The following is a 26,097-nucleotide window of genomic DNA, read 5'->3' on the forward strand; positions in this document are numbered from 1 at the left end:
TGAAAGAAAATAATGAAGAAAGGGTGGGATGTATGGATAAAAAATACAATGAAGAAAGCTTAAAAGTAGCGGGTAAGCACTATCAAACAAAGGATTATCAGGGAAATGACCAAACATCAACAGGCTTAGCAATTACACATGAACAAGTAAGTGATGCTTATATTGAAGGCGAAATCAACGCGGTTCTTGATAATGAGCGAACAGAAATTCCGCACGAAGGTTATGAATCTGAATAGATTTAAGGATACGCCGATTGACTGTAAAACTGGACAATAATTGTCCGGTTTTTTTCATTTATTCAGGGCAAATGCCTATTTTTCATAGAGTCGGGTTATATTTTTACACATTCGCCTAATTTTTGAATACTCTATCTTACGAAAACTGCATGGTAACACGTGTTAATTTTTACTTTGAAAAGTTAATTCTATGTATTAAACCGTGCGTTATCTTTCCTTATAGTAAAAGTTCTTTTCTCAAACACTGTTGGTATTTAAGTGAAGTTTTAATAAAAAAAATAAGTTGAAGTGCCTCAAACCCTTCATTCTATCGAGAAAAGAGCTGCGACCTTTTTATAGAAATATGGAGTACTTTTTTGGTGCAAAAGCAGGCAGCTTTTACAAAAGAAACATACAATATGAAAACAATCAAAAAAATAGAGGAGGTGCTTCTCCTATGGAATTTTTAACTCTACCAGAAAGAACAAAAGGAATCAGAACGAATGGGATTACATCAGTTGCTGATTTCGGAACTCCAATGGGAGAACTAGATCACATATTAGCAGACTATGGCCATATTATTGATATTGCCAAAATGGGAATTGGATCTGCGTATGTTACACCTAATATCAAAGATAAAGTAAAATTATATAAGGAGTATAATATAAGGCCTTATTGTGGAGGAACATTATTTGAAAAATGCTATTATCAAAACAAAATTGCCGAATATCAAACTTATTTATATCAATTAGGTATTGAATGGGTGGAAATATCAAATGGAACACTCGATATACCGATCGAAGAACGTTTAAATATGATTGCTCTTTTTAGGGAGGATTTTCATGTAATTGCTGAGGTCGGATCTAAAGACGCAAATAAGGAAATGTCAGAAAGCAAATGGAAGGAAGAGATGAAACTTTTATTTGATGCTGGATGTGAGTACGTTATTACAGAAGGGAGAGATTCTGGTACAGCAGGAATATATGAAAAAAGTGGAGAAATAAAGTCGAATTTAATTCATGAATTAATAAAGGATTTTGATTGTAATAAAATTATTTTCGAAGCCCCCACAGCAAAACATCAAATGTATTTTATTAAAGAAATAGGACCAAACGTCAATTTAGGAAATGTAAAATTGAACGATGTACTAGTCTTAGAAGCACAGCGTTGTGGCTTAAGAAGTGAGACCTTTTTTTTGGAGGAAAGTGAGTGCAAACTATTACTTTAATAAGACATTTACCGACTGAATGGAATAAACAAGACTTATTGCAAGGAAAAAGAAATATTGATATTTCCTATCCGAACAATAAAATCCAGGAAGAGATTCAGCATAACATAAAGCTTCTTAGTAAGCTTTCCCCATTTGATCTTGTGTTAGCAAGCACCCTAAAAAGAACACAACAAACGGCTAAATGGTATGGTTATCTTTTTAAAATAGAAGAGCTATTGGATGAATTAGACTTTGGTCCATTTGAAGGTGTTTCAAAGAGAATGCTTTATAAAGAGTATGGGAATCAATGGATTTGTAATCCTGGTGAGATCATTTTAGGTGAAAGCCTCAACCATTTAGAACAAAGAATTAGAATGTTTATAGATAAATATAAAGAGTATAACAATCTTTTAGTTTTTGGTCATGGTGCTTGGATACGTGCGTTTGTTTCACTAAAACAATATGGGCATATTAACGAAATGAATAAAATTACGGTTGAAAACAATAAATGCATGGTTATAACCACGACCATTGTTGATTCAGTTCAATAAAGGAGGGATAAATTTGTCCCAACAACTAACCTATGAAACGTTTGATGAAGAAAAAGTAGCTAATTTAATTGATGCTCAACCAGATTTTATCGGTATTCTAAAATGGGCTTTTCAAGAGTATAAAGAAGATGAGATTGTTTACGCATGCAGCTTCGGCGCAGAGGGAATCGTGTTAATAGATTTAATTCATAAGGTGAATAAAAACGCTGAAATTGTTTTTTTGGATACGAATCTTCATTTCCAGGAAACCTATGAGTTAATCGATCAGGTGAGACAACGTTATCCTACTTTGAAAATAAATATGATTCAACCGAAATTAACTTTAGAAGAACAAGCAACAAAGTTTGGTAAGGAGTTATGGGTTCATGATCCAAATCAATGCTGTTATATAAGAAAAATTGTTCCATTAAAAGAAGCATTAGACAATGCGAAAGCTTGGATTACCGGTTTAAGACGAGAGCAATCTCCTACAAGGAGTAAAACTCAATATATTAATAAGGATGAAAGATTTAAGAAGGTGAAAATCTGTCCTCTTATCCATTGGACATGGGATGATGTCATGACTTATATAAAAATCAATCATCTCCCTTATAATCCATTACATGATAAAGGATATCCGAGTATTGGATGTGCGATGTGTACAAAACCAATTACAAATCTATCAGATTCCCGATCAGGACGATGGGCCGGCAGCTCAAAAACGGAATGTGGACTTCATCAAACATAAATAGATTATTACAAATAATAGGAAGGGGAAAAATAATGAGTAAAAGTATTCCACATGGAGGAAAATTGGTTGATCGAATCGACCTTCAGATAGAGGAAAATTATTCTTTAAACTATGTTGAATTAGATTCATTAGAAATAAGTGATTTGGAGTTAATTGCAAATGGCAGCTATAGCCCGTTAGAAGGGTTTATGGAAAGGGAAGATTATGAATCAGTCGTTCAGGATATGAGACTATCCAATCATCTACCATGGTCCCTCCCTATTACGTTAAGTGTCGACAAAAAGAAAGCAGAGGAATTACAAGTAGGAGAAACCATTAATCTTGTTTTTGAAAATACGATTTATGGCCAAATGGAAATTAAAGACATCTATTATCCTGATAAAAATTTGGAAGCATTAAAGGTGTATCAGACGACCGATGATCTTCATCCAGGAGTAAAGAAGCTTATGGAACGACCTGAAGTATATATAGGTGGCCCAATTACCTTAACTAAACGAATTGAAAAACAACAGTTTGCAAATTATTATTTGGACCCTGTTCAAACAAGAAAGCATTTTGAAGAAAAAGGGTGGAAAACAGTGGTTGGATTTCAAACTAGAAATCCTGTCCATCGAGCCCATGAATATATTCAAAAAACAGCCTTGGAAATTGTTGATGGTTTATTTTTAAATCCACTTGTAGGTGAAACAAAATCGGATGATATTCCTGGGGAAATTAGAATGGAAAGTTATCAAGTATTACTTGATAATTATTATCCGAAAGACCGAGTATTTTTGTCTGTATTTTCTGCTGCAATGCGCTATGCTGGGCCTAGAGAAGCTATTTTTCATGCGCTGGTAAGGAAAAATTTCGGCTGTACACATTTTATTGTTGGAAGAGATCATGCTGGTGTAGGGAATTATTATGGGACCTACGATTCCCAAAAAATATTTAGTCACTTTAATGAAGCAGAGTTAGGAATTAAACCGTTGTTCTTTGAACATAGTTTTTACTGTAGGAAATGTGAGAACATGGCATCAGATAAAACCTGTCCACATCATGAAATTCATCGAGTTATTTTATCCGGAACAAAAGTAAGAGGCATGTTAAGAAAAGGTGAACAACCACCTAAGGAATTTAGTCGTCCTGAAGTGATAGATATATTAATTCAAGGAATGAAGAAAGATAACTATGAGGGTGTAGGATATGGGAAGTAACCATCTTACTTGGCATGAGGCAACAATCACGAAAAAGGATCGCCAACGAAAAAATCAACATAAAAGTGTGGTCTTATGGTTTACAGGATTATCTGGATCAGGGAAATCTACGCTAGCAAATGCTGTAGACAATGAACTATTTAAACAACATTGTCAAAGCTATTGTTTAGATGGAGACAATATTCGGCATGGGTTAAATCGGGACTTAACATTCCGAAATGAGGATCGTAAAGAGAATATTCGTCGGATAGGTGAAGTAGCGAAACTTTTTGTAGATAGTGGTCAAATAGTTTCCACCGCTTTTATTTCTCCCTTTCGTGAAGATCGACAATTAGTGAGAAATATGTTTGAAAAGGATGAGTTTATCGAAATTTACGTAAAATGTCCGATTAATATTTGTGAAGAGCGTGATCCAAAAGGATTATACAAAAAAGCAAGACTAGGTGAAATATCTGATTTTACGGGTATTTCTTCCCCATATGAAAGGCCGAATAATCCTGAAATTGTGATTCAAACTGACAGTTTAAGTATTGATGAATCAGTCAGTATTATATTATCACATCTAAAAGATAAAACGATCCTGTATTAGGGATCGTTTTATCTTTTTCGCCAGTTTAATGAGAGAGAACTACCTTTTGGCAATTTCATTTCATTAATAAAATCAATAATATTTGTTGAAAAAAACTGACATATAATTGCATAAATCACGATTTTATAATCGATTACAAGAGAAGTTAATAAAAAGATAAATAGATTAATACCCATCATAACTTTTCCAGGACTCCAATTTTTATAGCTGGCTATCATTAATGCAGGAATGACCATACCGCCGCTTGATGCTCCTAGCCGTATCAATATGCCAACACCTATACCAAAGAAAATACTACCAACTAAAACATCGAATAGGATATGAATATGTGGTAGAATATTTTGAGATGTAAAGACGGTAACAGTAGCTGATGTAGTTGCTACAGAAATGATTGTTCGGAAGGTCCACGCAGATCCAAAATAATTTAAAGCAAATAGTAAAAATACAGCATTGGCAAGCCATAACGAAAAACCAAGTGAAAGATGGAACCAATGATTTAATAAAAGGGCTAAACCTGCTGCACCACCTGAAGGGATAGAATGTGGAAATAGAAATAAAGACATAGCGATTCCTTGTACAGCAGCACCAAATAATAGGCCTAGATAAGTAATGAAAGTATTTTTCATTTCTAATTAAAACGATCTCTTAATTTAATTATCGAAACATCCATGCATATTCCCCCTTCTTGTCCATTTTATGAGGAAGGAATTAAAAATATGTTGTCTTTTAGAACGTCATACTCGGATTATCATATAGTCATTATTTTTTAGCTTTACAACGTCTGCCTTCAAGGCACTAGCAATATCGTTAGTGGTCTCTTTTAGTTCATCTTCAGTGTTAAATGATAAAAAAAGAGGAGCACCTGAAATTTTTCTGTCCTTATTTGCTGTCAAATAGGCTAAAATTTTATAATCTGGCTTGTTAGAAGATTCTTTTCCCATTTTATACTCCTATCCTAACGTTTTTGTTTATCCTTCCACTGGAATGATAGTATTATTCATTTGAACCAATACCTTTAAAATTTGATATACTAAGTATGGATTTATTTCTCTAATAAAAACGTATAAAGCAAACTATTAAATACATAAAATTTGAAAGAAGGTTTTTGGAATCTATGTCTTTTCCATTAATCATTGCTGAAAAACCTGACCAAGGTGCAAAGCTAGCAGCACCTTTTCCTCATAAGAAAAAGAAAGGATACATCGAAATTTCCTCAAACCAAACATTCCCACAAGGTGCCTATTTAACATGGGCGGTTGGACATTTATGTGAGTTAATTCCGCCGGAAGAGTACGATCCGAAGTGGAAAAAGTGGTCACTTGATACCTTACCGATTTTACCAGAATCCTTTCACTATAAAGTAAAACGTGATAAGTGGAATCAATTCAAGATAATTAAGGATCTTTTAAATCAACCGTTAGTTGATGAAGTAATTATGGCTGGAGATGCTGAGCGTGAAGGGGAAGCTATTATTCGCATCATTTTAAAACAAGCTAAAAACCGTAAACCGATGAAAAGGTTGTGGATTTCTTCATTAACAGAAAAAGCAGTCATTCACGGCTTTCAAAATTTATTAAATGAAGACGAGACACGTTCGATCTATTTTGAAGCCATGAGTCGAGCATGTGCAGATTGGTTAATCGGTATGAATGCATCACGTGTTTATACATTGTTACTGCAACAGAAAGGGATTAATGATGTGTTCTCAACAGGACGAGTTCAAACCCCTACACTGGCTTTAATTGTAGAGAGAGAAAAAGAAATAGAACAGTTTAAGAGTGAACCCTTTTGGGAGGTAAAAGCAACTTTTCAAATGGATCAAAAAAAATACGAAGGGATTTGGCATTTAGATCAAGAAACTCGAATCTCTACCCAGGAAAAGGCAGACGATATTGCCGATTTTTGTAAGGGAAAAAAGGCGAGAGTGATGGATATCCAAAAAGAGAGAAAAGAATTTCATCCGCCATATTTATATAATCTTTCTGCTTTACAGGCAATGGCCAACAAATTATTCAAGTTTCCACCGAAGAAGACATTGGACATTGCTCAAAAGCTTTATGTACGTGGAATTATATCCTATCCAAGATCTGATTCCAGTTTTGTAACGAAGGAAGAGGCTGAGATGTTTCCTGAAATTTTGAAACAGATTGGTGAAATGAATGCATATAAAGAATATTTTCCACTCCCATACCAGTCAATAATTGATAATAAGCGCTATGTGAATCCTAAAAAGGTTACTGATCACTATGCTATTATTCCAACGGAACAAGTAGTCGATCCAAGTAGACTTGAGAAGGATGAACAAAGGATCTATGACCTAATTATTAAGAGATTAATTGCTGCCCATTATGAAAAAAGCATTTTTGATTATACAACGATACACACGATTGTTGAAGAACGAGCAACCTTTCTTTCAAAAGGAAAACAAATGATTCAAGAGGGATGGAGAAAGGTTCTCCATCAAACAGATGACAAGAAAGATGAGGATCAATTACTCCCAGATTTACTGAAGGATGAAACGGGTATTGTCAAACAATCAAAGGTGAAAGAAGGAAAAACACAGCCACCCAAACGATATACAGAAGGACAGCTTATTACGTTAATGAAAACAGCGGGAAAATTTACTTCGGACGCAGAATTACAAAGTATACTAAAGAAGACGGAAGGATTAGGTACAGAAGCGACACGAGCAGGGATTATTACTGTATTAAAAGACCGTAAGTATATTGAAGTAACTAAAAATCTAGTCTATGCTACAAAAAAAGGGATTTTATTGATTGATAGTATCGGTAAAAGTATTTTAGCCTCACCGGAAATGACAGCTAAGTGGGAAAAAAGGCTACAGGAGATTGGCGAAGGACAAGCTTCCCCGGCCATATTTATGGAGCAAGCAAAAAAATTGTCCATGAAATTAATTGATGATGCAAAAAGTGCTGAAGGACAATGGACCTTTTCCGAAGACTTACTTGAGGAAATTTCTCATTTTACGAGTAAAAAACAAGGACGTAAACATGCGAAAGCAAAATTAGGAGCTTGTAAAAAATGTGATGGAAGCATCGTCGAAAAAGGAAATTTTTATGGGTGTACGAACTATCAAAAAACAAAATGTGATTTTACGATTTCTAAAAAAATACTCGGGAAGACCATTTCGCAAAAAAATATTTCGAAACTACTTAAGGAAGGAAAAACAGAGCTAATTAAAGGGTTTAAAAAAGAAGAGAGAAATTTTGACGCTTATCTTGAATGGGATCAAGAGAGGCAAAAGATCCAATTTTTATTCCCTACAAAATGAACATATAAATTCGTTAAAAACGAGAAGAGAACCTTCTCGTTTTTTATATAGGCTCCTTTTTCTGTGAAAATATAATGATCTAGTAATAAAACATGTTTTAATATAGTTCTAAAATATGGATGTTTATATGGAGCGAACTTAAAAAGTGCTATTTTTAAGAATTAACCCTTTGCCAGTTTTTATCTGCAATAACGGGAGCTTTGCTCGAACCACGGCTAAAGCCTTTTTCTTGATGTAACGGGTGAGGTTAGATGAAAAGAATGAGTTGCAGCAGCAGCTTTTTTTATTTTTTGCTTAGGTGAAGTAGAAAGTAGAACCCAGAATCCCCCCATAAATTTAGGGTTTCTTCCGAACCTATATTAATATGCTCAAGTAATGTAAAATCCAACTGTAGATTTTTAGAGGTTGATTGATCAACTATGTGAGCATGTTATAGGGGAGTTACTAGGATGGGAATTGTGGTTTGTTATATCTTAGAAGATGATATGAGAAAGAATACTGAAAGAGGCTGATGTTAGTAAGGAATAATTATACAAGAAATAGTAAATAAGATGGAGCGACGTAAATACTTGCTTGCGAAAGGTGACCAAGCGGATTAATCGTACTTCAATCAATTATATAAAAGTTTATGAAAACGATGAACCGAATATTAATCTCATTAAACTATAATTATAGAATGGGCTTTTTATCTTAAATTAACTTTGATTTAATTTACATGGGAGAGAAGATGAATGTCAGAAGAAACCTATCAATCTCGTGAGGAACGAAAAAAAGCGGAAAAGGCAACACAAGATAAACAAAGAAGTAATCGAATACCGAATAAAGGATATTTGTTAAAAAAAGTGGTTATCGTCTGTTTGGTATTTGTTTTTTTGTCAACCGGAATAGGAGCCATTACGTTCGCATCCATGATTAAAGGTACACCTACTTTAGATTCTTCTAAGCTGGTGGATCCGCTTTCTACAAAATTTTATGATAAGAACGGAAACTTCCTTTATGAATATGGGAAGGAAAAGCGGACAAAAATCACATATGATCAAGTGCCAAAAGTGCTGGAACAAGCGTTTATTGCCACAGAAGATTCCCATTTTTATGAACATCATGGGATCGACCTGAAAAGGACGGCCAAGGCGATTTTCGTGAACGTTACAGGAGATTTCGGGTCTCAGGGAGGCAGTACGATTACTCAGCAAGTCATTAAAAACTCGTTTTTGTCTCCTGAGAAAAAATTGAAACGAAAAGTACAGGAATGGGACTTGGCGTATCAGTTGGAACAAAAATATTCCAAGCAGGATATTTTAATGATGTATTTAAACAAAATCTACCTCGGACACCGCTCGTATGGAGTAGCTGCAGCGGCGAAAAATTACTATGGAATTGAAGCAAATGATTTAAAAAAAATGACGCTGGCTCAGGCAGCCATGTTAGCCGGACTGCCGCAGAGTCCCAATAATTACGATCCGACTAAACCGGAAAACAAAGAATCAGCGACGAAGCGCCGTCACATTGTCTTAAGTTCTATGCTTCGAGATGGCTATATCACGGAAAAACAACAGAAAGACGCCGAAAAAGTTCCTGTAACGGAGGGACTTGTAGCAAAAAATACTCAACAAGGCATACCTTATGAAGCATTTTTGGATGCAGTGGTGAAAGAGGTAAAGGGAAAACTGAAGGATGTAGATATCAGTAAGGATGGATTATCTATTTATACTACCCTGGACCCAAAGGCACAAAACTATGCGGACAAAATGATGAATACAAACGAAATCATTGCCTATCCAGATAAAAAATTTCAGGGAGCATTTGTTTTTTTAGATAACAAAACAGGTGAAGTTAGAGCGATTGGAAGTGGGCGGAACGACTATAAAGCGACATTCTTGGGTAACAACTTTGCAGTCGATATAGAACGTCAGCCAGGCTCCTCCTTTAAGCCGATTTTCGATTATGGCCCTGCGATTGAAAACTTAAAATGGTCCACTGCTCATTTGATCAATGACCGGGAGACAACCTATTCAACCGGCCAGTCCATTTCCAACTGGGATCATCAATATCATGGATTGCTGACAATTCGGAGTGCTCTGCAAAATTCGTACAATATCCCGGCTCTGCTCACATTGAGAGAGGTTGGGATGGATAAGGCGAGGAAATTTGCAGAACAAATTGGCATTACGTTTAAAGATGACCAAGTACATGAATCCTACTCGATCGGCAGTAACACAGTTAGTCCTTTGGACATGGCAGGTGCCTACAGCGCTTTTGCCAATAATGGCATGTACAATAAACCGCATTTTGTCCAAAAGGTTGTTTTTCCGGATGGCAAAGTGGTTAATTTTGCAGGGAAGTCCAAGCGAGTGATGGAAGATTACACTTCTTATATGGTAACGGATATGCTTCGCACAGTCGTCAATGCTGGCACAGGAAAAGCTGCCAATGTTCCTGGATTGGATGTTGCCGGGAAAACAGGTACTACCAATTTTGATTCAAAAACGCGAGCTAGATATGGATACCCAAGTTCAGCGACAAATGATAGTTGGTTCGCAGGGTATACACCGCAATATACCATGGCTGTCTGGACCGGTTATGCCCAAAACGGCCAAGGTAACTATATCAGTGGAAATACTACGAAAATCTCGCAGCTAATGTTTAAAGAGATGATGGAATCTTTCGGAACGGACTCCGGCAATTTTAAGCAACCAAAAAGTGTCTACAGAGTAAATAATGAACTTTATATAAAGGGTATTGGTTCTGCAGAAGTTCCACCAAAGAAAAAAATCGACAATGTCATCATGCATCCTAATAAAGGCGGAAATAAAGTGGAGGAAAAACTGAATAAAGAGGGAAAGAAACTAAAAAAAGAGGAAGAAAAGCGCAGAAAAGAGGAAGAGAAGCGTAGAAAAAAGGAAGAGAAACATAAGCATGGTTAAAATAGATATTTTTTCTTGCCTTTGTTTCACTTCCTTAATAGGGTGATTTCACATATCAAGACAATCGATTGTTAATCTGGTAGTGTTAATTCAATTTAACGCTACCAGATTCAAATATTAATGAGTAAGATCGCTGAGTATATAAAGTTGAAGAAAAAGTGTTAATTGTACTACTAATGGGTGCAACAGTTAAAGAATTTAGCTACCGTTTTCGGTGGCCTTTTTCTTTTTGAGCGAAAAACAGCACTAATAAGTACCTATATCACTTTAAAGTACGTACTTTTTATTGTGTTAAATATCTACAAGGATGGCCTGGAAGTATTGCAAAAAGCATTTCTAGATTGATGTGCGTAAAGACGAAAAAGGTCACCTGATTTGAAGTAACCTCCATATATTAGTCAAATAGACTTTTATTTTAACAAATTTAGAAATACCTAAGCAGCCAAGGTTTTTTCAAAAGAGCCTTGGCTGTTGTTATGCTGTACTTAGCATCAACTATAATAGGTAATAATTTTTTTGAGGTACCAGAAACTAGTATGAGTGAAAGTTATTTTGAAAGGAGGGAGCAGGAGATGATTTAAGTATTTGCTTTTGAAGAAGCATAGTAACATGATTTGCTGGCATAATTGTTAAAATTCTTTTTTTTGATCCATTTCCCACGATGATTTTTGAGTGATTTATTATTTTTTACTTTCTTTACCCAATCAGCTATTTGGGGGTATCTCTTTTAATCTAAATCGTTCACGAAACTGCTGTAGAGCCAGCCCTTCTCCAATTTAAAATAACTACTTCACGCTTAATTCCTCATTATAAGTAGTAAATGTTTGTTCTTTTTTGATCATAGAAAGCTTCCCCTCCAGGTAGACTATTACGAACATCATTTCAAGTTCTCTTTTTTTCAAGTCTACCTAGTGGGGATAATACCAAGTTCTTTTACGTTTTGGTATAGGCTTATTCCTTAAACATTGTTGTTATTTAAGTAAACTTTTGACTAATAAATATCTGCTGAGGAACGTTACAAATTTGATTTCACAGGGAGAAAAAAGAAAACTCATAAGAACTACTGAATCCCATTCATTACGTGTAAAAGACGGCAGTGTGGCTTTTACAAAGCAACAAACTATACTAATACTGCACTTTTATAAGAAAAATTAAAAGCACTTACTATTACTCTAATTTATTAGCTAAACAACGTTCACATTCTAGAATATAGGATTCTGCCTGATCTTCTACTTTTTCCCCACATTCCGGACAGATTTTCTTTGAATTCATTAAATTGTAAAAAAATTCAACAGGATTTTGTAACACGATACTCGCCTCCATTTTTTTAATTCACAGAAAAGTAAATGTTTTTTATAGTATAAACTTATATAAAACAGTTGTAAATAATTTTATTCTGTTATGATACAGACTATGAGTAGAACTTCTATTTGTGATAGGTACTTTCCAAGTTTTTAAAAAAATTTTAGTATGCAAATAAATTATTTTTTTGCAACAAGTAAACTTTTTTACCTTTATGCATATAATTTTTAAAAAATAACGTTTATATTGAAAATGGAGGAATGAAGATGAGAAAGAGTTTGATATTTTATACGTTGCTATGTGAAAAAATAGGGATACTAAGTAAGGAAGATGCGAAAATTATATTAGAAAATAACCAAGTTCAAATTAAAAATTTGCATCATAACAATGAACATTAATATAGTGAATTTTAAAAATTCTATTGACATTATTCCAGTTTTGATTTAGTTTTTCACTAAGGAAACATTTTTGTGTTGATATATTTTTTCGTCTAAAAGTTGCACAAGGGAAAGAAAATGTTGTGTGACTAAATAACTTGATGGAGGTAAAATAAAAGGTTTGAAAGTTTTATTAGTAAAAAAGTATGCCTAGAGAATGAAGGAGGAATTGCATTAATGCGTCACTTAAAATATTTTTGTATTTTATTCGTTATAACAATGCTTTTCATTACAGGCTGTGGAAATAGTGCAAAAACTAGCAAACAGCATAAAGGTAAAATTCAAATAACAACTACAATTGGCATGATAAAAGATATTGTAAACGAGGTAGGTGGAGAGCATGTAGCAGTGGTTGGCTTAATGAAATCTGGTGTTGACCCACATCTTTATAAAGCATCACAGGGAGATATACAGAAACTTGAAGAGGCAAATATCATTTTCTATAACGGTTTACATTTAGAGGGGAAAATGATTGATATATTCGAAAAGATGGCGAAGAAAAAAACAACGATCGCAGTGTCAAAGGACATTTCAGAAGATCAGTTACGTGGTTGGGATGATGGGACAGAAGGACATGATCCACACATTTGGTTTAATGTAAAGCATTGGATAACAGCTACAAAAACAGTACGTGATGAATTAATAAAGTATGATCCAGATCATAAGGAGGATTATCAAACGAATGCTGATGCATATATCAAAAAATTGGAGGAATTAGATCAGTATGCGGAGGATAAAATTGCAAGTATTCCTGAGCAAACCCGTGTATTAGTAACAGCTCATGATGCATTTGGTTATTTTGGAGACCGATATGGTATAGAAGTGATGGGACTCCAAGGCATTAGTACAGCTTCTGAATACGGATCAAAGGATGTCAGTGAGCTTCGGGATTTTTTAGTAGCTAATAAAATTAAAGCTGTTTTTATGGAATCAAGTGTGCCTAAAAAAGCTATTAACGCGGTTGTTGAAGGAGCAAAAAAGAAAGGACATAATGTAAAAATTGGTGGAGAACTCTTCTCTGATGCTATGGGTGAAGAAGGAACTCCTGAAGGAACCTATATTGGAATGGTGAGACATAATGTAGACACCATTGTAGATGCATTGAAATAAAAAGGAGGAAATTCAAGATGATTACACCATTAAGTATTCGGAATTTAACTGTAGCTTATCAAAAGAAACCTGTCCTAGAAAATGTTTCCTTTGATATTCCTGAAGGTAATTTAATCGGTATTATTGGTCCAAATGGAGCGGGGAAATCAACACTTATTAAATCGATCTTGGAATTAATTCCTTCTGTTTCAGGCACTGTTGAAATATATGGGAAAACGTATAAAGAGAAAAGGAAAATCGTTGGATATGTTCCGCAAAGGGAATCGGTAGATTGGGATTTTCCTACTAATGCATTAGACGTTGTAACAATGGGAAGATATGGCCATTTGGGCTGGTTTAAACGACCAGGGATGAAGGATAAAAGGATCGCTATGGAATGTTTAGAAAAAGTTGGGATGGAAGAATTTGCACAACGGCAAATTAGTCAATTATCAGGTGGACAGCAGCAGCGTGTGTTTCTTGCAAGAGCATTAGCACAAGATGCCCAACTATATTTTATGGATGAACCATTTGTTGGAGTGGATGCGGCGACCGAAAAAGCAATTATTACACTTCTCAATGATTTAAAAAAGCAAGGTAAAACAGTTTTGGTTGTACATCATGATTTAAATACGGTTCAAGAATATTTTGACTGGCTTATCTTGTTGAACGTTCATCTTATTGCGGCAGGACCTACGAAAGATTTATTTACTAAGGACCATCTCCAAAAAACATATGGTGGCAAATTAACGATGCTTGATTCTGAAACATCACCAATACTGATTAATTCGAGGTGAGAGAAATGAATATCTTTCAAGTTTTTCAAGACCCCAATACTCAATGGATCTTATTTGGTTCCGTTTTACTCGGTATAAGCAGTGGGGTGATCGGATGCTTTGCTTATTTGCGCAAGCAATCGTTAATGGGGGATGCCTTATCTCATGCTGCTTTACCAGGTGTATGTCTTGCCTTTATATTAACTGGAACGAAATCAATCTTTTTTTTCTTAATCGGCGCGATGATCGCTGGTATTCTAGCAACAATGTTAATTAGTTTTATTACAAGATATTCTCGGATTAAACAAGACTCTGCATTAGGGATTATTTTAACTGTATTTTTTGGCATTGGTATTGTTTTATTAACACAAATTCAGCATAGCGCGAGTGGGAATCAAAGTGGATTGGATAAATTTTTGTTTGGTCAGGCGGCATCAATGGTTCATTCCGATGTGTATACGATGGCAGGGATTAGTTTGTTTTTAATTGGAGTAAGTATTGTCTTTTTTAAAGAATTTAAACTACTATCCTTTGATCCAGGCTTTGCAAAAGGAATCGGTTTACCTACAATGATTCTTGATCAATTTATTATGCTACTTATGGTCATAGCTGTTGTGATTGGAATACAAGCTGTAGGGGTTGTTTTGATGGCAGCATTATTAATTATCCCAGCTGTATCAGCTCGTTATTGGACGGAAAAATTGCATATAATGGTTATATTAGCGGGACTGTTTGGCGGAACAAGTGGATTAATTGGTACAATTATTAGTACATGGGCAAATAATTTACCAACTGGTCCATTGATCGTCCTTTCAGCAACAAGTATTTTTGTCGTTTCAATTGTATTTGCTCCTAGTCGAGGAGTATTAGCTAAGGCTATGAGACAGAAAAGGGCAAAAACAGAAATAATGAACCAACAGCAACTTAAACAAGCAATAAAGGATGGAAATGCATGATGAATCATATATGGATTATGTTAATTGGCTCACTAGTTGCTTCTTCGTGTAGCTTGGTAGGTTGTTTTTTAGTATTGAGAAAAATGTCAATGATTGGTGATGCTATTAGTCATGCCATATTACCGGGGATTGTTATTGCCTTTCTTCTAAGTGGAACAAGAGATTCCTTCGTCATGATGATAGGTGCTGCGGTTATAGGGATCATTACTGTTTTTCTTATACAAATGTTTCAAAATAATGGTGTACAATCTGATGCATCGATTGGAGTCGTTTTTACAGCACTATTTGCAGGAGGAGTCGTATTAGTCAGTTTATTTACTAGGCAGGTTGATCTGGATCTTGATTGTGTTCTATATGGGGAAATTGCTTATGCACCATGGGATACATTTATAATAAATGGGATGGAATTAGGTCCAAAAGCGGTCTGGATCGTGGGGAGTATTTTTTTATTGAATATCCTAGTAATTGGGCTCTTCTATAAACAATTTAAGCTTTGTTCATTTGACCCAGCAATGGCAGCTGCATTAGGAATACCAGTTGTTTTCTTTCATTATTTGTTAATGAGCCTCGTTTCTTTAACAACTGTTTCCTCTTTTGAAAGTGTTGGTGCCATTCTTGTTGTTGGAATGATAATAGTTCCTGCGGCAACTGCATATTTACTTACTGATCGGCTGTTTATCATGATTATTTATAGTATGATTACAGGAATCGTGAGCGCGGTATTAGGTTATTATTTTGCCTATTTAATGGATGCATCAATTGCAGGATGTATGATTATGGTAGCAGGCTTCCTTTTCTTCATTACTTTGTTTGCTTCGCCGAAGCATGGAGTTTTATTTAAAAAATGGCGGAGAAAAAAATTAGTGATTTAATTTCATACCCGTAACTTTTTCTTGTTAAGATTCGTTTATTATATAGAGGTTCAAAAGGAGTGATCACTTTGAAAACCAAGCTTGGTCATGAATCTGGTATTGATAAAACAGAAATAACAAATTTCTATCCTGCTCTAAAGAGGTATTGTCGAATGATGACAAGAAATAACTGGGATGGGGATGACTTGGCTCAAGAAACGATGGAAAAAATGCTTAAAACATATATTGATAAAAATGCAAGTATCAATATAGCCTTATTGTATCGTATTGCACATAATCGATGGGTAGATCAAATGCGAAAAGATTCGAAAGTAGTAAATGGTTCATTAAAAGAACCATCCTATGATCCGATAAAGGATCTTCCAGAGCTATACTCAACAATTGAAAAACTTGTTTCAAATTTATCTTATCAACAGACTGTAATTTTCATTTTAAAGGATGTTTTTCAATACAGTCTTTCAGAAATCTCCGAATCCTTAAATATGACAGAAGGTGCCATAAAGGCTTCATTATTTAGAACTCGTAATCGTTTAAAAAATATTGTGGCAGATAATGATCCTCAAAGGTTGTTGCAGTCAACATATATGAATATTGAACAGAGGGAAGCTTTGCTTCATGCAACGTATGAAGCGATAAAAAATGAAAATCCATCTATTCTTGTCGAATTATTCCGATTGTTTAACTTGAAATCGACATCACCTTCCATTTCGACAAGCCTCCAACTACGAGCAGCTTAAAAACAGGAGGAAAAAGCATGAATACAATTCCATATGTAATAGAGCAATCATCGCATGGTGAAAGATCATTTGATATTTATTCAAGATTATTAAAGGATCGTATTATTATCATTGGCGATGAAATCAATGATTCAGTTGCAAACAGTGTAGTCGCGCAATTATTATTTTTAGCTGCTGATAACCCAGAAAAAGATATCTCCATCTATATTAATAGTCCTGGAGGATCGACATCTGCTGGTTTTGCCATTTTGGATACGATGCAATATATCAAACCTGATGTACAAACCATCTGTATTGGTTTAGCTGCCTCATTCGGTGCAATGCTGCTATTGGCAGGAACAAAAGGGAAACGAATGGCATTACCAAATAGTGAAATTATGATCCATCAGCCTCTAGGTGGCGTAAGAGGGCAGGCGACTGATTTAGAAATATCTGCAAAAAGAATCTTAAAGCTTAAAGAGCATTTAAACAAAATGATTGCTGAACGTACAGGACAATCCTATGACAAGGTTGCGCAAGATACCGATCGAGATTATTTCATGTCTGCTAAAGAAGCTCTTGAGTATGGGATTATTGATAAAATCATTTGATATTAATTTTGATAAAGGGAGTACACTTTAAAATTAGAGGTGTACTCTTTTTTTACGTAGTTAAAAGCCATTCCATTAATTTTAATGTATTGACGTTTTTCAAAGAACTGTGCTATTGTAAATACAACTCAAAATACTTTAGTTTGGTAGAGTGATAATATACTAAAGAATTAGTGGTGTAGGAAGTGAAAATATGTTTTTACCAAGTGGTAGTAAAGATATGTTGGGGAGTAGAGTTAGCCGGCAGAACCAGGTGTTTGAAACATTTCGACAAGTTGTTACTTTAAGGGGGTATCAAGAAATAGCGACTCCGGTTGTAGAATATGCGAGTACATTTACAAATGAATATGTCGGAATGCCCTTGCAAAACATGTTGAAATGGTTTAACAGTGATGGTGATATTGAAGTATTAAGGCCGGATTGGACTACAGCCATCGCAAGAGCTATAGCAAAGCATAGTGACAAGCCTCAAAAATGGGCATATCAAGGCTCTATTTTCAGAAGAAATAAACTGGGGGTAGAGGGTAGACAGGTTGGAATAGAAATAATCAATTATTCCAATCTACTAGCTGAAAGTGAATGCTTATTTATGGCTAGAAATTTTCTTAATGAGATGAAGATATCGGAATACATAACCGAACTAGCCCATACAGGAATTTTTGAAGAATTATCCAAGCAATTAAATTTAAGTGAAAATGATTTTGAGCAATTGCGTTTAGCTATGCATGATAAAAGAAAAGATACGGTTTATCAAATAGCTAAAAACCATGGCAATCATGAGATTGCCGATGAGTTTGTATCTTTGGTCGATGCCTATGGCAACTTTGAGTCAGTAATAGAAATGTATGAAATCCGTTGGAAAAATGACGCCACCTTATTGAACATCCTAGGGGAGATAAAACGATTATCACTGATGCTACAGTCAATGGGTGAAACAGACATAATCGTTGATTTAGGAAGAGTAAAAAATCTTCCGTATTATTCTGGGATTATGTTTAGAGGTTTTCTGAAGGAAAATGGTGCAACGTGTTATTCAGGTGGCCGTTATGATAAATTGTATGAACAATTTGAACAAAGAATTAGTGCTGTTGGTTTAGCATTTGATGCAGATCAGTTAGCTGAACAAATACAAGTAGAGAAAAATAGAGAAAAAATTTGTGTGATTGCAACTGAAGAAACGTATTCAATAGCAGAACAATTAAGGGAACGATATAAGGATTCAATTGTTGAAGTTCTGGATAAGGCAACAAATCTAGATGCGTTTGATAAGGTGCTAAATATAATAGGAAGCAATGGTGATTACGAGGTGATTGAGAAATGAAGATATGTATTGCATTAACAAAAGGTAGGCTGGAAGAACAATTTCTTAATTACTTTCGCACTTTATCTTATAATATTGATCCTTTAGTTAATAAGGGAAGAAAACTATCTGTAGAAACAGAAAATTTTCAATTTATTTTTGCTAAGGGTGTAGATGTAGCAACATATGTTGAACATGGAATTGCGGATATTGGCATCATTGGTGAAGACATTCTTCTTGAATATCAACCAGATGTTTATAATTTATTGCCTCTCCCGTTTGGAAAATGTCGTTTTTCACTAGCTGAACAAGAAAAAAAAGGCGTCAAACGAAAACAGAAACGGACCATTGCAACTAAATATCCGAATGTTACAACAGATTTTTTTCGAAAAAAAGGGGAATCTGTTGATATTGTAAAACTAGAGGGTTCAGTTGAACTAGCACCATTATTGGGTTTAGCAGATGCAATAGTTGATATTGTAGAAACTGGAACGACATTAAGGGAAAATGGCCTAATCGTAACAGAAGATATTCATTGGATTTCTGCGCGTTGCATTGCCAATCGATCATCTTTGAAAATAAAACGTGAGCTAATAACACCGTTAATTGAGGCGATTGTTCCTAAGGAGGAAATTCGATGATTCACAACTATTCACCTGAGCAATTTATCAATAATTTTATTCAATGTCGGTATAAAGAAAAATCAATGCAGGAAGAAATAGTAAACATTGCAAAGGAAGTCATTAAGTCTATTCGTTTAAATGGAGAAGAAGCTCTAAAAGAATATGTTAAGAAATTTGATGGTATAGTACCAAAACAATGGGAAGTTACAAAAGAAGAAAGAGAACTTGCATGGAAAAATATATCAAATGAAATCGTTGTTTCGCTAAAAAAAGCGGCTAAAAATATTAAAGAATTTCATAAAAAACAACTTCAACAGTCCAGATTTATGGATTTATCTGATGATGTCATATCTGGTCAACTATTTCGTCCGATAGAACGAGTAGGAATCTATGTGCCTGGTGGAACAGCCTGTTATCCTTCAACTGTACTTATGAATGCCATTCCTGCTTCCCTTGCAGGCGTTGAAGAGATCATCATGACCACTCCTGCAAGAATGGGAGAAAGGATTTCACCTATTTTATCTGTAGCAGCAGATATTGCAGGTGTAGATAAGATATATAAAATTGGTGGGATTCAGGCAATTGCAGCACTTGCATATGGGACCGAAACGATGCAAGCAGTGGATAAAATTGTTGGTCCGGGCAATGCCTATGTTGCTGCAGCAAAATCACTAGTATTTGGTGATGTTGGTATCGATATGATTGCAGGTCCATCTGAAGTAGCTATCATTGCGGACGAAAATGCGAATCCAACATTTATTGCAGCAGATTTAATTGCTCAAGCTGAGCATGATGTTCAAGCACGCACTTTTCTTTTTACTACTAGTGAGAAATTATTAAGCGAAACCAAGTTGGAATTAATTAAACAATGTGAATGTTTACCGAGGAGGGAAATTGCTGAGAAATCACTAGAATTTCAAAGTGCTAGTGTCATAGTTGATTCGATAGATGTGGCATTTGACTTAGTGAATCAATTAGCCCCCGAGCATTTAGAAATTCAATTAGATCAGCCTCTAACCTATTTAAATAAAGTCAAAAATGCGGGTTCTGTTTTTCTTGGTTATCATACTCCTGAAGCACTTGGGGATTATTTTGCAGGTCCTAACCATGTATTACCGACAGGTGGTACGGCAAGGTTTTCATCCGGACTATCCGTTGATGATTTTATGAAAAAAACTACATTTTTATATTATTCTAAAGCAGCTTTGGAAAATGCCTCCAAAGATGTGGTTACATTAGCAAATCAAGAAAAGTTAGCAGGACATGCACGAGCAGTTCAAGTAAGAATTCAAGAAAATAAACAAATGTAATAGAATATGGCCCGATGGACTTGTAAAGAAGGAGTGAGCTTCATGCGTACAGCAGAAAAAAGAAGACAAACAAATGAAACATCGATATTTGTGGCAATTCACTTAGACGATCCGTCAAATGTTTTAATTCAAACAGGGATCGGTTTTTTTGATCATATGCTTGAGTTATTCGCCAAACATGGAAGGTTCGGACTTCATATTAAAGCAGAAGGAGATCTACACATTGATGGTCACCATACAGTAGAAGATGTAGGAATTGTTTTAGGTCAAGTAGTGAAGGCAGCATTAGGAAATAAAGAAGGAATTTCAAGATATGGATATTCTTACGTACCGATGGATGAGACATTGGGGTTTGTAGCAGTAGATATTAGTGGCAGACCATATCTACATTTTGATGCACAATTTACTAATCCTAAATTAGGTGCATTTGATACGGAATTAGTGAAAGAATTTTTTATTGCTTTTGCTTATCAATCAGCCATTACATTACATGCTAGAGTGTTATATGGAGAAAATACGCATCATCAAATTGAATCATTGTTTAAAGCCTTAGGTCGTGCACTTTGTCAGGCAATTACCATTGATCCGAAAATTAATGGAGTCAATTCAACAAAGGGGTTACTCGAATGATTGCTATTATTGATTATGGAATGGGGAATATCTCAAGTGTATCCAATGCGCTGATAGGTTTAGGCTGTGATGTATGTGTGACTGATAATCAAACAGAACTAGAAAGAGCATCACATATTATCCTTCCAGGAGTCGGTTCATTCCAAGCGGCTGCTCAAGAACTTAATAACCGCCAATTGCGAGAGAATTTACATGAATTAGCCAAATCCAAACCCATTTTAGGAATATGCTTAGGAATGCAATTATTATTTACAAAGGGGTATGAGGGGGAGCAATCATTGGGTTTAAATTTAATTCCAGGAACAGTTGAAAAAATGTGTACAGTTGATCCACTCCCCCATATCGGATGGAATACACTTGATGTTAAGGACGAAGAGTTTGGAAGATTTCAAGATCAATATGTTTACTTTGTTCACTCCTATATAGCAAAAACTGATTCTAAATATGTATTGGCTACTACGGACTATGGTACACAGATTCCAGCAATTGTGCGTAAGGGAAATATCTATGGAATGCAATTTCACCCTGAAAAAAGTGGGGCTATTGGTAGGAAGTTAATAGAAATATTTCTTCAGTCAAATAATATAAAAATTGTAAATAATTAAGTTAGGTGGTTACAAGGTGAAGATAATACCGGCGATTGATTTAATAAATGGAAAATGTGTACGGTTGTACCAAGGGGATTTTCGAAAAACCACTGAAGTGGCAAGTGATCCTCTTATACAAATTCAACAATTTATTGAGGATGGAGCTGAGCTTGTACATATTGTTGATCTTGATGGAGCAAGAAGGGGAACGAGTGTACAGTTTGAATTAATTAGGCAACTAGTAGAAATTTCGAGTATACCTATTCAGGTCGGTGGAGGTATTCGTGATCTAGAAACGATTGATCAATATATTTGTGCAGGGGTTGCAAGACTGGTGTTAGGGACAGCAGCAATTGAAAAACCAGGATTCTTGCAGGAAGCATTAAAAAAATATCATCATCACATTGTCATTGGCATCGATGCAAAAAATGGAAAAGTGGCTACGAGTGGATGGGAAAATATTTCAGATGTGAATTATCTAGAATTTGCAAAAAAAATGGAGCAGCTTGGCGTTGAAACAATTATCTACACCGATATTTCAAAGGATGGAACAATGAGTGGACCTAATCTTTATCAACTAGAAAAAATCGTCAATGAAGTCGGTTGTAAAATTATTGCATCAGGAGGAATACGTCATTATGAGGATATTCTTTCTTTGTCAGGGATTGGGATAACTGAAGCGATAGTTGGTAAAGCAATATATGATGGAAAGGTAACTCTCCGGAGGGATCACATATGATTGCCAAGAGAATTATTCCCTGTCTAGATGTTAAAAATGGATCTGTCGTAAAAGGCGTCAATTTTAAATCTTTAAGGAAGCTCGGTGATCCTGTAGATTTAGCAAAATTTTATTCTGAAAATGGTGCAGACGAGATAGTTTTTTTGGATATTTCCGCAACAAATGAAGGCAGAAGAACAATGATTGATGTGGTAAAGAAAACTGCAGAAGAAGTGTTTGTTCCTTTTACTGTCGGTGGTGGAGTAAGAACGATTGATGATGTAACCGAATTGCTAAGGGCGGGAGCGGATAAGATAGGAATTAATTCTGCAGCTGTTGCTAATCCGCAATTAATAAAAGATGCATCAGATCGCTTTGGTTCTCAATGTGTAGTGGTAGCAATAGATGCAAAACGATTTCCTAACGGTACATGGCATGTGATGACACATGGAGGAAATAAGGATACAGGTTTAAATGCGATCGAATGGGCGAAGGAAGTGGAACGCTTAGGAGCTGGAGAAATTCTGTTAACAAGTGTTGATTGTGATGGAGTGAAAGATGGTTTCGACATTCCCTTAACAAAAACAATAGTTGATAGTGTAAATATACCAATCATTGCATCAGGTGGTTGTGGAAAGCCTCACCATTTTCTTGAAGTTTTTGCTGAAACCAATGTATCTGCAGGATTAGCAGCATCGATCTTTCACGATGGTGTATGTACGATTCAAGAAGTAAAGGAAATTTGTAAGGAAAATGGGGTGAATATTCGTGATGTTCGATTTTTCTAAAGGATTAATTCCTGCAATTATTGTTGATATACATTCAAAAGATGTCTTAATGCTTGCTTATATGAATGAAGAAGCATATCAAAAAACTTTGGAAACGAAGGAAACATGGTTCTATTCACGCAGTCGTCAATCACTTTGGAATAAAGGTGCGACTTCTGGGAATAGACAGAAGGTGCAATCCATTCAATTTGATTGTGATGCGGATACATTGCTTATTTATGTTGAACCAACTGGACCTGCCTGTCATACAGGAAAGACTTCTTGTTTTTATCGTACAGTTCCGGGATTTTCTGAGCCAAATGAAAAGGAGACAGATATCTTTAATAAGATGATGACGGAAATCAATGATCGGAAAGTAAATGCTTTGGAGAATTCATATACCAACTATTTGCTTAGTAAAGGTATCGATAAAATAGGAAAAAAAGTGATAGAAGAAGCTGGAGAGGTCATTATAGCTGCTAAAAATGACGATTTTAAAGAAATGATTAGTGAATGCAGTGATTTATTTTATCATATTTTCGTCTTGATGGCAGAGAAAAACATTTCACTTTCTGAAATTGAAGAAGAATTAAAAAATAGATTCGCAAAAAAGGGAAATAGTAAAGGAGACCGTCAAGAAATTAAAAACTGGTAATAGTAAACAGACCTGAGTCTATGTCGGGCCTGTTTTTTTTATAGCTTATATTTTATAAACATTAATCATTTGAACCGAAACTTCTTAATTTATATAATCCATTCAAGACACATATTATCTAAAAAACAGTATAAGTGCATCAATATAATAAAAAATAGTAAAATTACTTTTCGAATGTCTTAATGGATTAAAAAAACTAAGTTTCTAAACAAACTTAGTGCTGAAAGTGATCAAGAATTTTGGTTCGTAAAATCTTGTAAAAATAAGGTTGCCGATAGGTACTTGCGAGCATACATTTGGAAATATGCTGTGAAAACAGATAGAGTAGCAATAACAATTGTATTCCTAATAGCTTCTCGGTGTTTATCTGAAAGATGAGAATACTCATCCACCAATTGGTTAGCAGTTGATTCAATCATGTTTTCAATATCTTGGATTGTATGGCTTGTTTGATTATGATATTGCTGATTGATTTGATCAAAAATAGTAGAGTAAGCTGCATATAAATGAACGGGATTTATTAAATCATCATTTTCATTTTCCGGATCATTTACGACTAATTTTAATAATTTACGAATCGATTCAAAATCTAGTGCTGTTTTCAAATCTTCAACTAGAAATAATAATGCAGTTTGTTCCAAAGAATATTTTTTCCCTTTCTGAGGGGAAGAAATCATTTCTTTTATATCTCTTTTTACCCAATTTTGAACAGCAGTAGTCGTAAAGTTAGTATTCTCTATTTGATTTCCAAGGGCAACAATCTCATTTAATGAAAATGCAATTTCTGTTTTATCATATTTAATCACTTTTTCAAATATAGGTGCTAAAACGGTTGTAATAAATGCATTTAATGGTTTTTGTTCATCTACTGTGATATGATTTGAACGAATCCAAGCTTCTTGGAGAATCGTTATCGGCCGATTGTTATTCCATCCTTTAAGAGATAATAATAGCTCAGCCATTTCTTTTCTAGTTAATTGAAAGGTAAGCACCATTCCACCTCCATAAAACAAGGTTCTTATGAACTTATGTTATGATTAGTAATATGAAATGTCAAACTACTATTTAAAAAAAAATTCAAATCCTCTATTGAATTTCTACTAAAAGATGTTAGAAATCTTTTGATATTTTTGACTTTTTAGTGTCTAATATAAAAAAATCTTGATTTTTTCTTCAAAAGTTCATATAATAGGTTCATAGGAACTCGTAAAAACTTTAACTAAAAAAGGAGAATCATAAGTGAGAAAAAAACTGATCATGTTTTTAACAGCATTTACATTAATATTTAGTGTCACAAGTATTGGTTTTGTTCATGATGCTGATGCTAAAGGGTATCGTTCAGGAAAACGATCATATAGTCCTTCACAATCAACACCTTTTTCAACGAATAAGAATACAAACACAAATAGATTCCAGCAAGAAAAGAAAAATAATACGTTTTCAAACTCAAACTCAAAATCTGTTACCAATAAAACCAATAAAGGCGGATTTATGAAAGGTATGCTGCTTGGTGGATTAGGTGGATTACTAATTGGTAACCTATTTGGAGGAATGGGAATGGGTGCTTTTGGATCCATCCTTGCAGGATTTGTAAATGTCATCATTCTTATTGGAGTGATTATGGTTATTGTACGAATCTTCAGCTTCTTCAAGCGAAATAAAACAAGAAGGTATAACTAATATGGAAAAGACAGCGATATACGAACAAGATATCATCAATGCGATATGTATCTATATTGCGGACAAAAATTATATTCAACCAGAAGAGGTATCGGTTGAATTAGTTTTCGATGATGATACTGGATTTGGTGCAGAGGTTGAATTAAATGATCGTTTACATCAGCTAAATGAAGTGAAATTGATTGAAGCACTTCGTCACTGGCTTGATACGGAACATGGAGTAGACCCTATGGCTGTAGCATTAGAATTAGAATTAAATGATGAAGAAGGCATTATCGCATATGTAAGTTGAACAGAAATAATTATTTAATGCATATTAAAAAATCTAGAGGAAAAACTCCTCTAGATTTTTTTTGTCTAA

Annotated in this window: 29 protein-coding genes; 25 read left to right on the top strand and 4 right to left on the bottom strand. The window is 34.8% G+C overall.

What is annotated here, in order from left to right; genetic code table 11:
* Window positions 1-32 precede the first annotated feature (32 nt).
* The 6 genes from NST63_RS11575 (at window position 33) to cysC (ending at window position 4,491) form a co-directional block, all read left to right on the top strand.
* Complete coding sequence (locus tag NST63_RS11575) at window positions 33-236, top strand: YozQ family protein (RefSeq protein WP_071974919.1); 204 nt, start codon at window positions 33-35, stop codon at window positions 234-236.
* A 436-nt stretch (window positions 237-672) separates the two neighbouring features.
* A complete protein-coding gene (locus NST63_RS11580) occupies window positions 673-1,443 on the top strand; it encodes a phosphosulfolactate synthase (RefSeq protein ID WP_071974918.1) in 771 nt (256 codons plus the stop codon).
* Window positions 1,425-1,976, top strand: coding sequence for a histidine phosphatase family protein (locus NST63_RS11585; RefSeq protein ID WP_236722798.1), 552 nt, complete (start codon window positions 1,425-1,427; stop codon window positions 1,974-1,976). The genes NST63_RS11580 and NST63_RS11585 overlap by 19 nt, the downstream gene beginning before the upstream one ends.
* Before the next feature lie 13 nt (window positions 1,977-1,989).
* The gene (locus NST63_RS11590; RefSeq protein ID WP_212945232.1) at window positions 1,990-2,703 is read left to right on the top strand and encodes a phosphoadenylyl-sulfate reductase; all 714 of its coding nucleotides are present in this window, start codon (window positions 1,990-1,992) and stop codon (window positions 2,701-2,703) included.
* Between the two features lie 35 nt (window positions 2,704-2,738).
* The gene (gene sat / locus NST63_RS11595; protein ID WP_212945233.1) at window positions 2,739-3,902 is read left to right on the top strand and encodes a sulfate adenylyltransferase; all 1,164 of its coding nucleotides are present in this window, start codon (window positions 2,739-2,741) and stop codon (window positions 3,900-3,902) included.
* The gene (cysC, locus tag NST63_RS11600) at window positions 3,892-4,491 is read left to right on the top strand and encodes an adenylyl-sulfate kinase (RefSeq protein WP_212945234.1); all 600 of its coding nucleotides are present in this window, start codon (window positions 3,892-3,894) and stop codon (window positions 4,489-4,491) included. Before sat ends, cysC begins: the two co-directional genes overlap by 11 nt.
* An 8-nt stretch (window positions 4,492-4,499) precedes the next feature.
* Here cysC and NST63_RS11605 read toward each other — a convergent pair whose 3' ends face one another.
* Entirely contained in the window at window positions 4,500-5,117 is a 618-nt protein-coding gene (locus NST63_RS11605; RefSeq protein ID WP_212945235.1) for a YitT family protein, read from the bottom strand.
* Window positions 5,118-5,225: 108 nt separating this feature from the next.
* Window positions 5,226-5,432, bottom strand: a complete 207-nt coding sequence (locus NST63_RS11610; protein ID WP_058004425.1) for a capping complex subunit for YIEGIA — start codon at window positions 5,430-5,432, stop codon at window positions 5,226-5,228.
* A gap of 173 nt (window positions 5,433-5,605) precedes the next feature.
* Between NST63_RS11610 and NST63_RS11615 the strand changes: the two genes are divergently transcribed.
* Together NST63_RS11615 and NST63_RS11620 are read left to right on the top strand one after the other, a co-directional pair.
* A complete protein-coding gene (locus tag NST63_RS11615; protein WP_341042172.1) occupies window positions 5,606-7,783 on the top strand; it encodes a DNA topoisomerase III in 2,178 nt (725 codons plus the stop codon).
* A gap of 731 nt (window positions 7,784-8,514) precedes the next feature.
* Window positions 8,515-10,707 (top strand): transglycosylase domain-containing protein, encoded by a 2,193-nt coding sequence (locus NST63_RS11620; protein ID WP_341042174.1) that lies wholly within the window; start codon window positions 8,515-8,517, stop codon window positions 10,705-10,707.
* A gap of 1,167 nt (window positions 10,708-11,874) precedes the next feature.
* Here NST63_RS11620 and yhfH read toward each other — a convergent pair.
* A complete protein-coding gene (yhfH, locus tag NST63_RS11625; protein WP_413229499.1) occupies window positions 11,875-12,015 on the bottom strand; it encodes a protein YhfH in 141 nt (46 codons plus the stop codon).
* A gap of 260 nt (window positions 12,016-12,275) precedes the next feature.
* Between yhfH and NST63_RS11630 the strand changes: the two genes are divergently transcribed.
* The 15 genes from NST63_RS11630 to hisIE all read left to right on the top strand — a co-directional run bounded on the left by NST63_RS11630 (window position 12,276) and on the right by hisIE (window position 24,056).
* On the top strand, window positions 12,276-12,407 hold the full coding sequence (locus NST63_RS11630; RefSeq protein WP_257234068.1) for a hypothetical protein: 132 nt from the start codon (window positions 12,276-12,278) through the stop codon (window positions 12,405-12,407).
* A gap of 258 nt (window positions 12,408-12,665) precedes the next feature.
* The gene (locus NST63_RS11635; RefSeq protein WP_341044181.1) at window positions 12,666-13,556 is read left to right on the top strand and encodes a metal ABC transporter solute-binding protein, Zn/Mn family; all 891 of its coding nucleotides are present in this window, start codon (window positions 12,666-12,668) and stop codon (window positions 13,554-13,556) included.
* Between the two features lie 17 nt (window positions 13,557-13,573).
* A complete protein-coding gene (locus tag NST63_RS11640) occupies window positions 13,574-14,332 on the top strand; it encodes a metal ABC transporter ATP-binding protein (protein WP_341042175.1) in 759 nt (252 codons plus the stop codon).
* Window positions 14,333-14,337: 5 nt separating this feature from the next.
* Window positions 14,338-15,267: a metal ABC transporter permease gene (locus NST63_RS11645; RefSeq protein WP_212945240.1), complete on the top strand. Its 930-nt coding sequence runs from the start codon at window positions 14,338-14,340 to the stop codon at window positions 15,265-15,267.
* Complete coding sequence (locus NST63_RS11650; RefSeq protein WP_341044183.1) at window positions 15,267-16,139, top strand: metal ABC transporter permease; 873 nt, start codon at window positions 15,267-15,269, stop codon at window positions 16,137-16,139. Before NST63_RS11645 ends, NST63_RS11650 begins: the two co-directional genes overlap by 1 nt.
* A gap of 68 nt (window positions 16,140-16,207) precedes the next feature.
* Entirely contained in the window at window positions 16,208-16,876 is a 669-nt protein-coding gene (locus NST63_RS11655) for a sigma-70 family RNA polymerase sigma factor (RefSeq protein WP_212945241.1), read from the top strand.
* Window positions 16,877-16,893: 17 nt separating this feature from the next.
* Window positions 16,894-17,466: an ATP-dependent Clp endopeptidase proteolytic subunit ClpP gene (gene clpP / locus NST63_RS11660; RefSeq protein ID WP_212945242.1), complete on the top strand. Its 573-nt coding sequence runs from the start codon at window positions 16,894-16,896 to the stop codon at window positions 17,464-17,466.
* Window positions 17,467-17,659: 193 nt separating this feature from the next.
* Complete coding sequence (locus tag NST63_RS11665; protein WP_212945243.1) at window positions 17,660-18,787, top strand: ATP phosphoribosyltransferase regulatory subunit; 1,128 nt, start codon at window positions 17,660-17,662, stop codon at window positions 18,785-18,787.
* Window positions 18,784-19,407, top strand: a complete 624-nt coding sequence (gene hisG / locus NST63_RS11670) for an ATP phosphoribosyltransferase (RefSeq protein ID WP_251337018.1) — start codon at window positions 18,784-18,786, stop codon at window positions 19,405-19,407. The genes NST63_RS11665 and hisG overlap by 4 nt, the downstream gene beginning before the upstream one ends.
* A complete protein-coding gene (gene hisD / locus NST63_RS11675; protein ID WP_212945245.1) occupies window positions 19,404-20,699 on the top strand; it encodes a histidinol dehydrogenase in 1,296 nt (431 codons plus the stop codon). The genes hisG and hisD overlap by 4 nt, the downstream gene beginning before the upstream one ends.
* Window positions 20,700-20,741: 42 nt before the next feature.
* Window positions 20,742-21,329 (top strand): imidazoleglycerol-phosphate dehydratase HisB, encoded by a 588-nt coding sequence (gene hisB, locus NST63_RS11680; protein WP_341042179.1) that lies wholly within the window; start codon window positions 20,742-20,744, stop codon window positions 21,327-21,329.
* The gene (gene hisH / locus NST63_RS11685; protein ID WP_212945247.1) at window positions 21,326-21,934 is read left to right on the top strand and encodes an imidazole glycerol phosphate synthase subunit HisH; all 609 of its coding nucleotides are present in this window, start codon (window positions 21,326-21,328) and stop codon (window positions 21,932-21,934) included. Before hisB ends, hisH begins: the two co-directional genes overlap by 4 nt.
* Window positions 21,935-21,950: 16 nt before the next feature.
* Window positions 21,951-22,655, top strand: a complete 705-nt coding sequence (hisA, locus tag NST63_RS11690; protein WP_341042181.1) for a 1-(5-phosphoribosyl)-5-[(5-phosphoribosylamino)methylideneamino]imidazole-4-carboxamide isomerase — start codon at window positions 21,951-21,953, stop codon at window positions 22,653-22,655.
* Entirely contained in the window at window positions 22,652-23,422 is a 771-nt protein-coding gene (hisF, locus tag NST63_RS11695) for an imidazole glycerol phosphate synthase subunit HisF (protein ID WP_341042182.1), read from the top strand. Before hisA ends, hisF begins: the two co-directional genes overlap by 4 nt.
* Window positions 23,403-24,056 (top strand): bifunctional phosphoribosyl-AMP cyclohydrolase/phosphoribosyl-ATP diphosphatase HisIE, encoded by a 654-nt coding sequence (gene hisIE / locus NST63_RS11700; protein WP_242598275.1) that lies wholly within the window; start codon window positions 23,403-23,405, stop codon window positions 24,054-24,056. Before hisF ends, hisIE begins: the two co-directional genes overlap by 20 nt.
* A gap of 230 nt (window positions 24,057-24,286) precedes the next feature.
* Here hisIE and NST63_RS11705 read toward each other — a convergent pair whose 3' ends face one another.
* Complete coding sequence (locus NST63_RS11705; RefSeq protein WP_058004440.1) at window positions 24,287-25,048, bottom strand: DUF1836 domain-containing protein; 762 nt, start codon at window positions 25,046-25,048, stop codon at window positions 24,287-24,289.
* Window positions 25,049-25,295: 247 nt separating this feature from the next.
* Between NST63_RS11705 and NST63_RS11710 the strand changes: the two genes are divergently transcribed.
* Both NST63_RS11710 and NST63_RS11715 read left to right on the top strand, forming a co-directional pair.
* On the top strand, window positions 25,296-25,736 hold the full coding sequence (locus NST63_RS11710) for a hypothetical protein (RefSeq protein WP_341042185.1): 441 nt from the start codon (window positions 25,296-25,298) through the stop codon (window positions 25,734-25,736).
* A gap of 1 nt (window position 25,737) precedes the next feature.
* Window positions 25,738-26,028, top strand: a complete 291-nt coding sequence (locus NST63_RS11715; RefSeq protein WP_212945250.1) for a YxcD family protein — start codon at window positions 25,738-25,740, stop codon at window positions 26,026-26,028.
* The last annotated feature ends 69 nt before the right edge of the window (window positions 26,029-26,097 follow it).

It is taken from the genome of Heyndrickxia sp. FSL W8-0496 (genome assembly GCF_038007825.1).
In the GTDB taxonomy this organism is placed as follows: Bacteria; Bacillota; Bacilli; order Bacillales; family Bacillaceae_C; genus Heyndrickxia; species Heyndrickxia oleronia.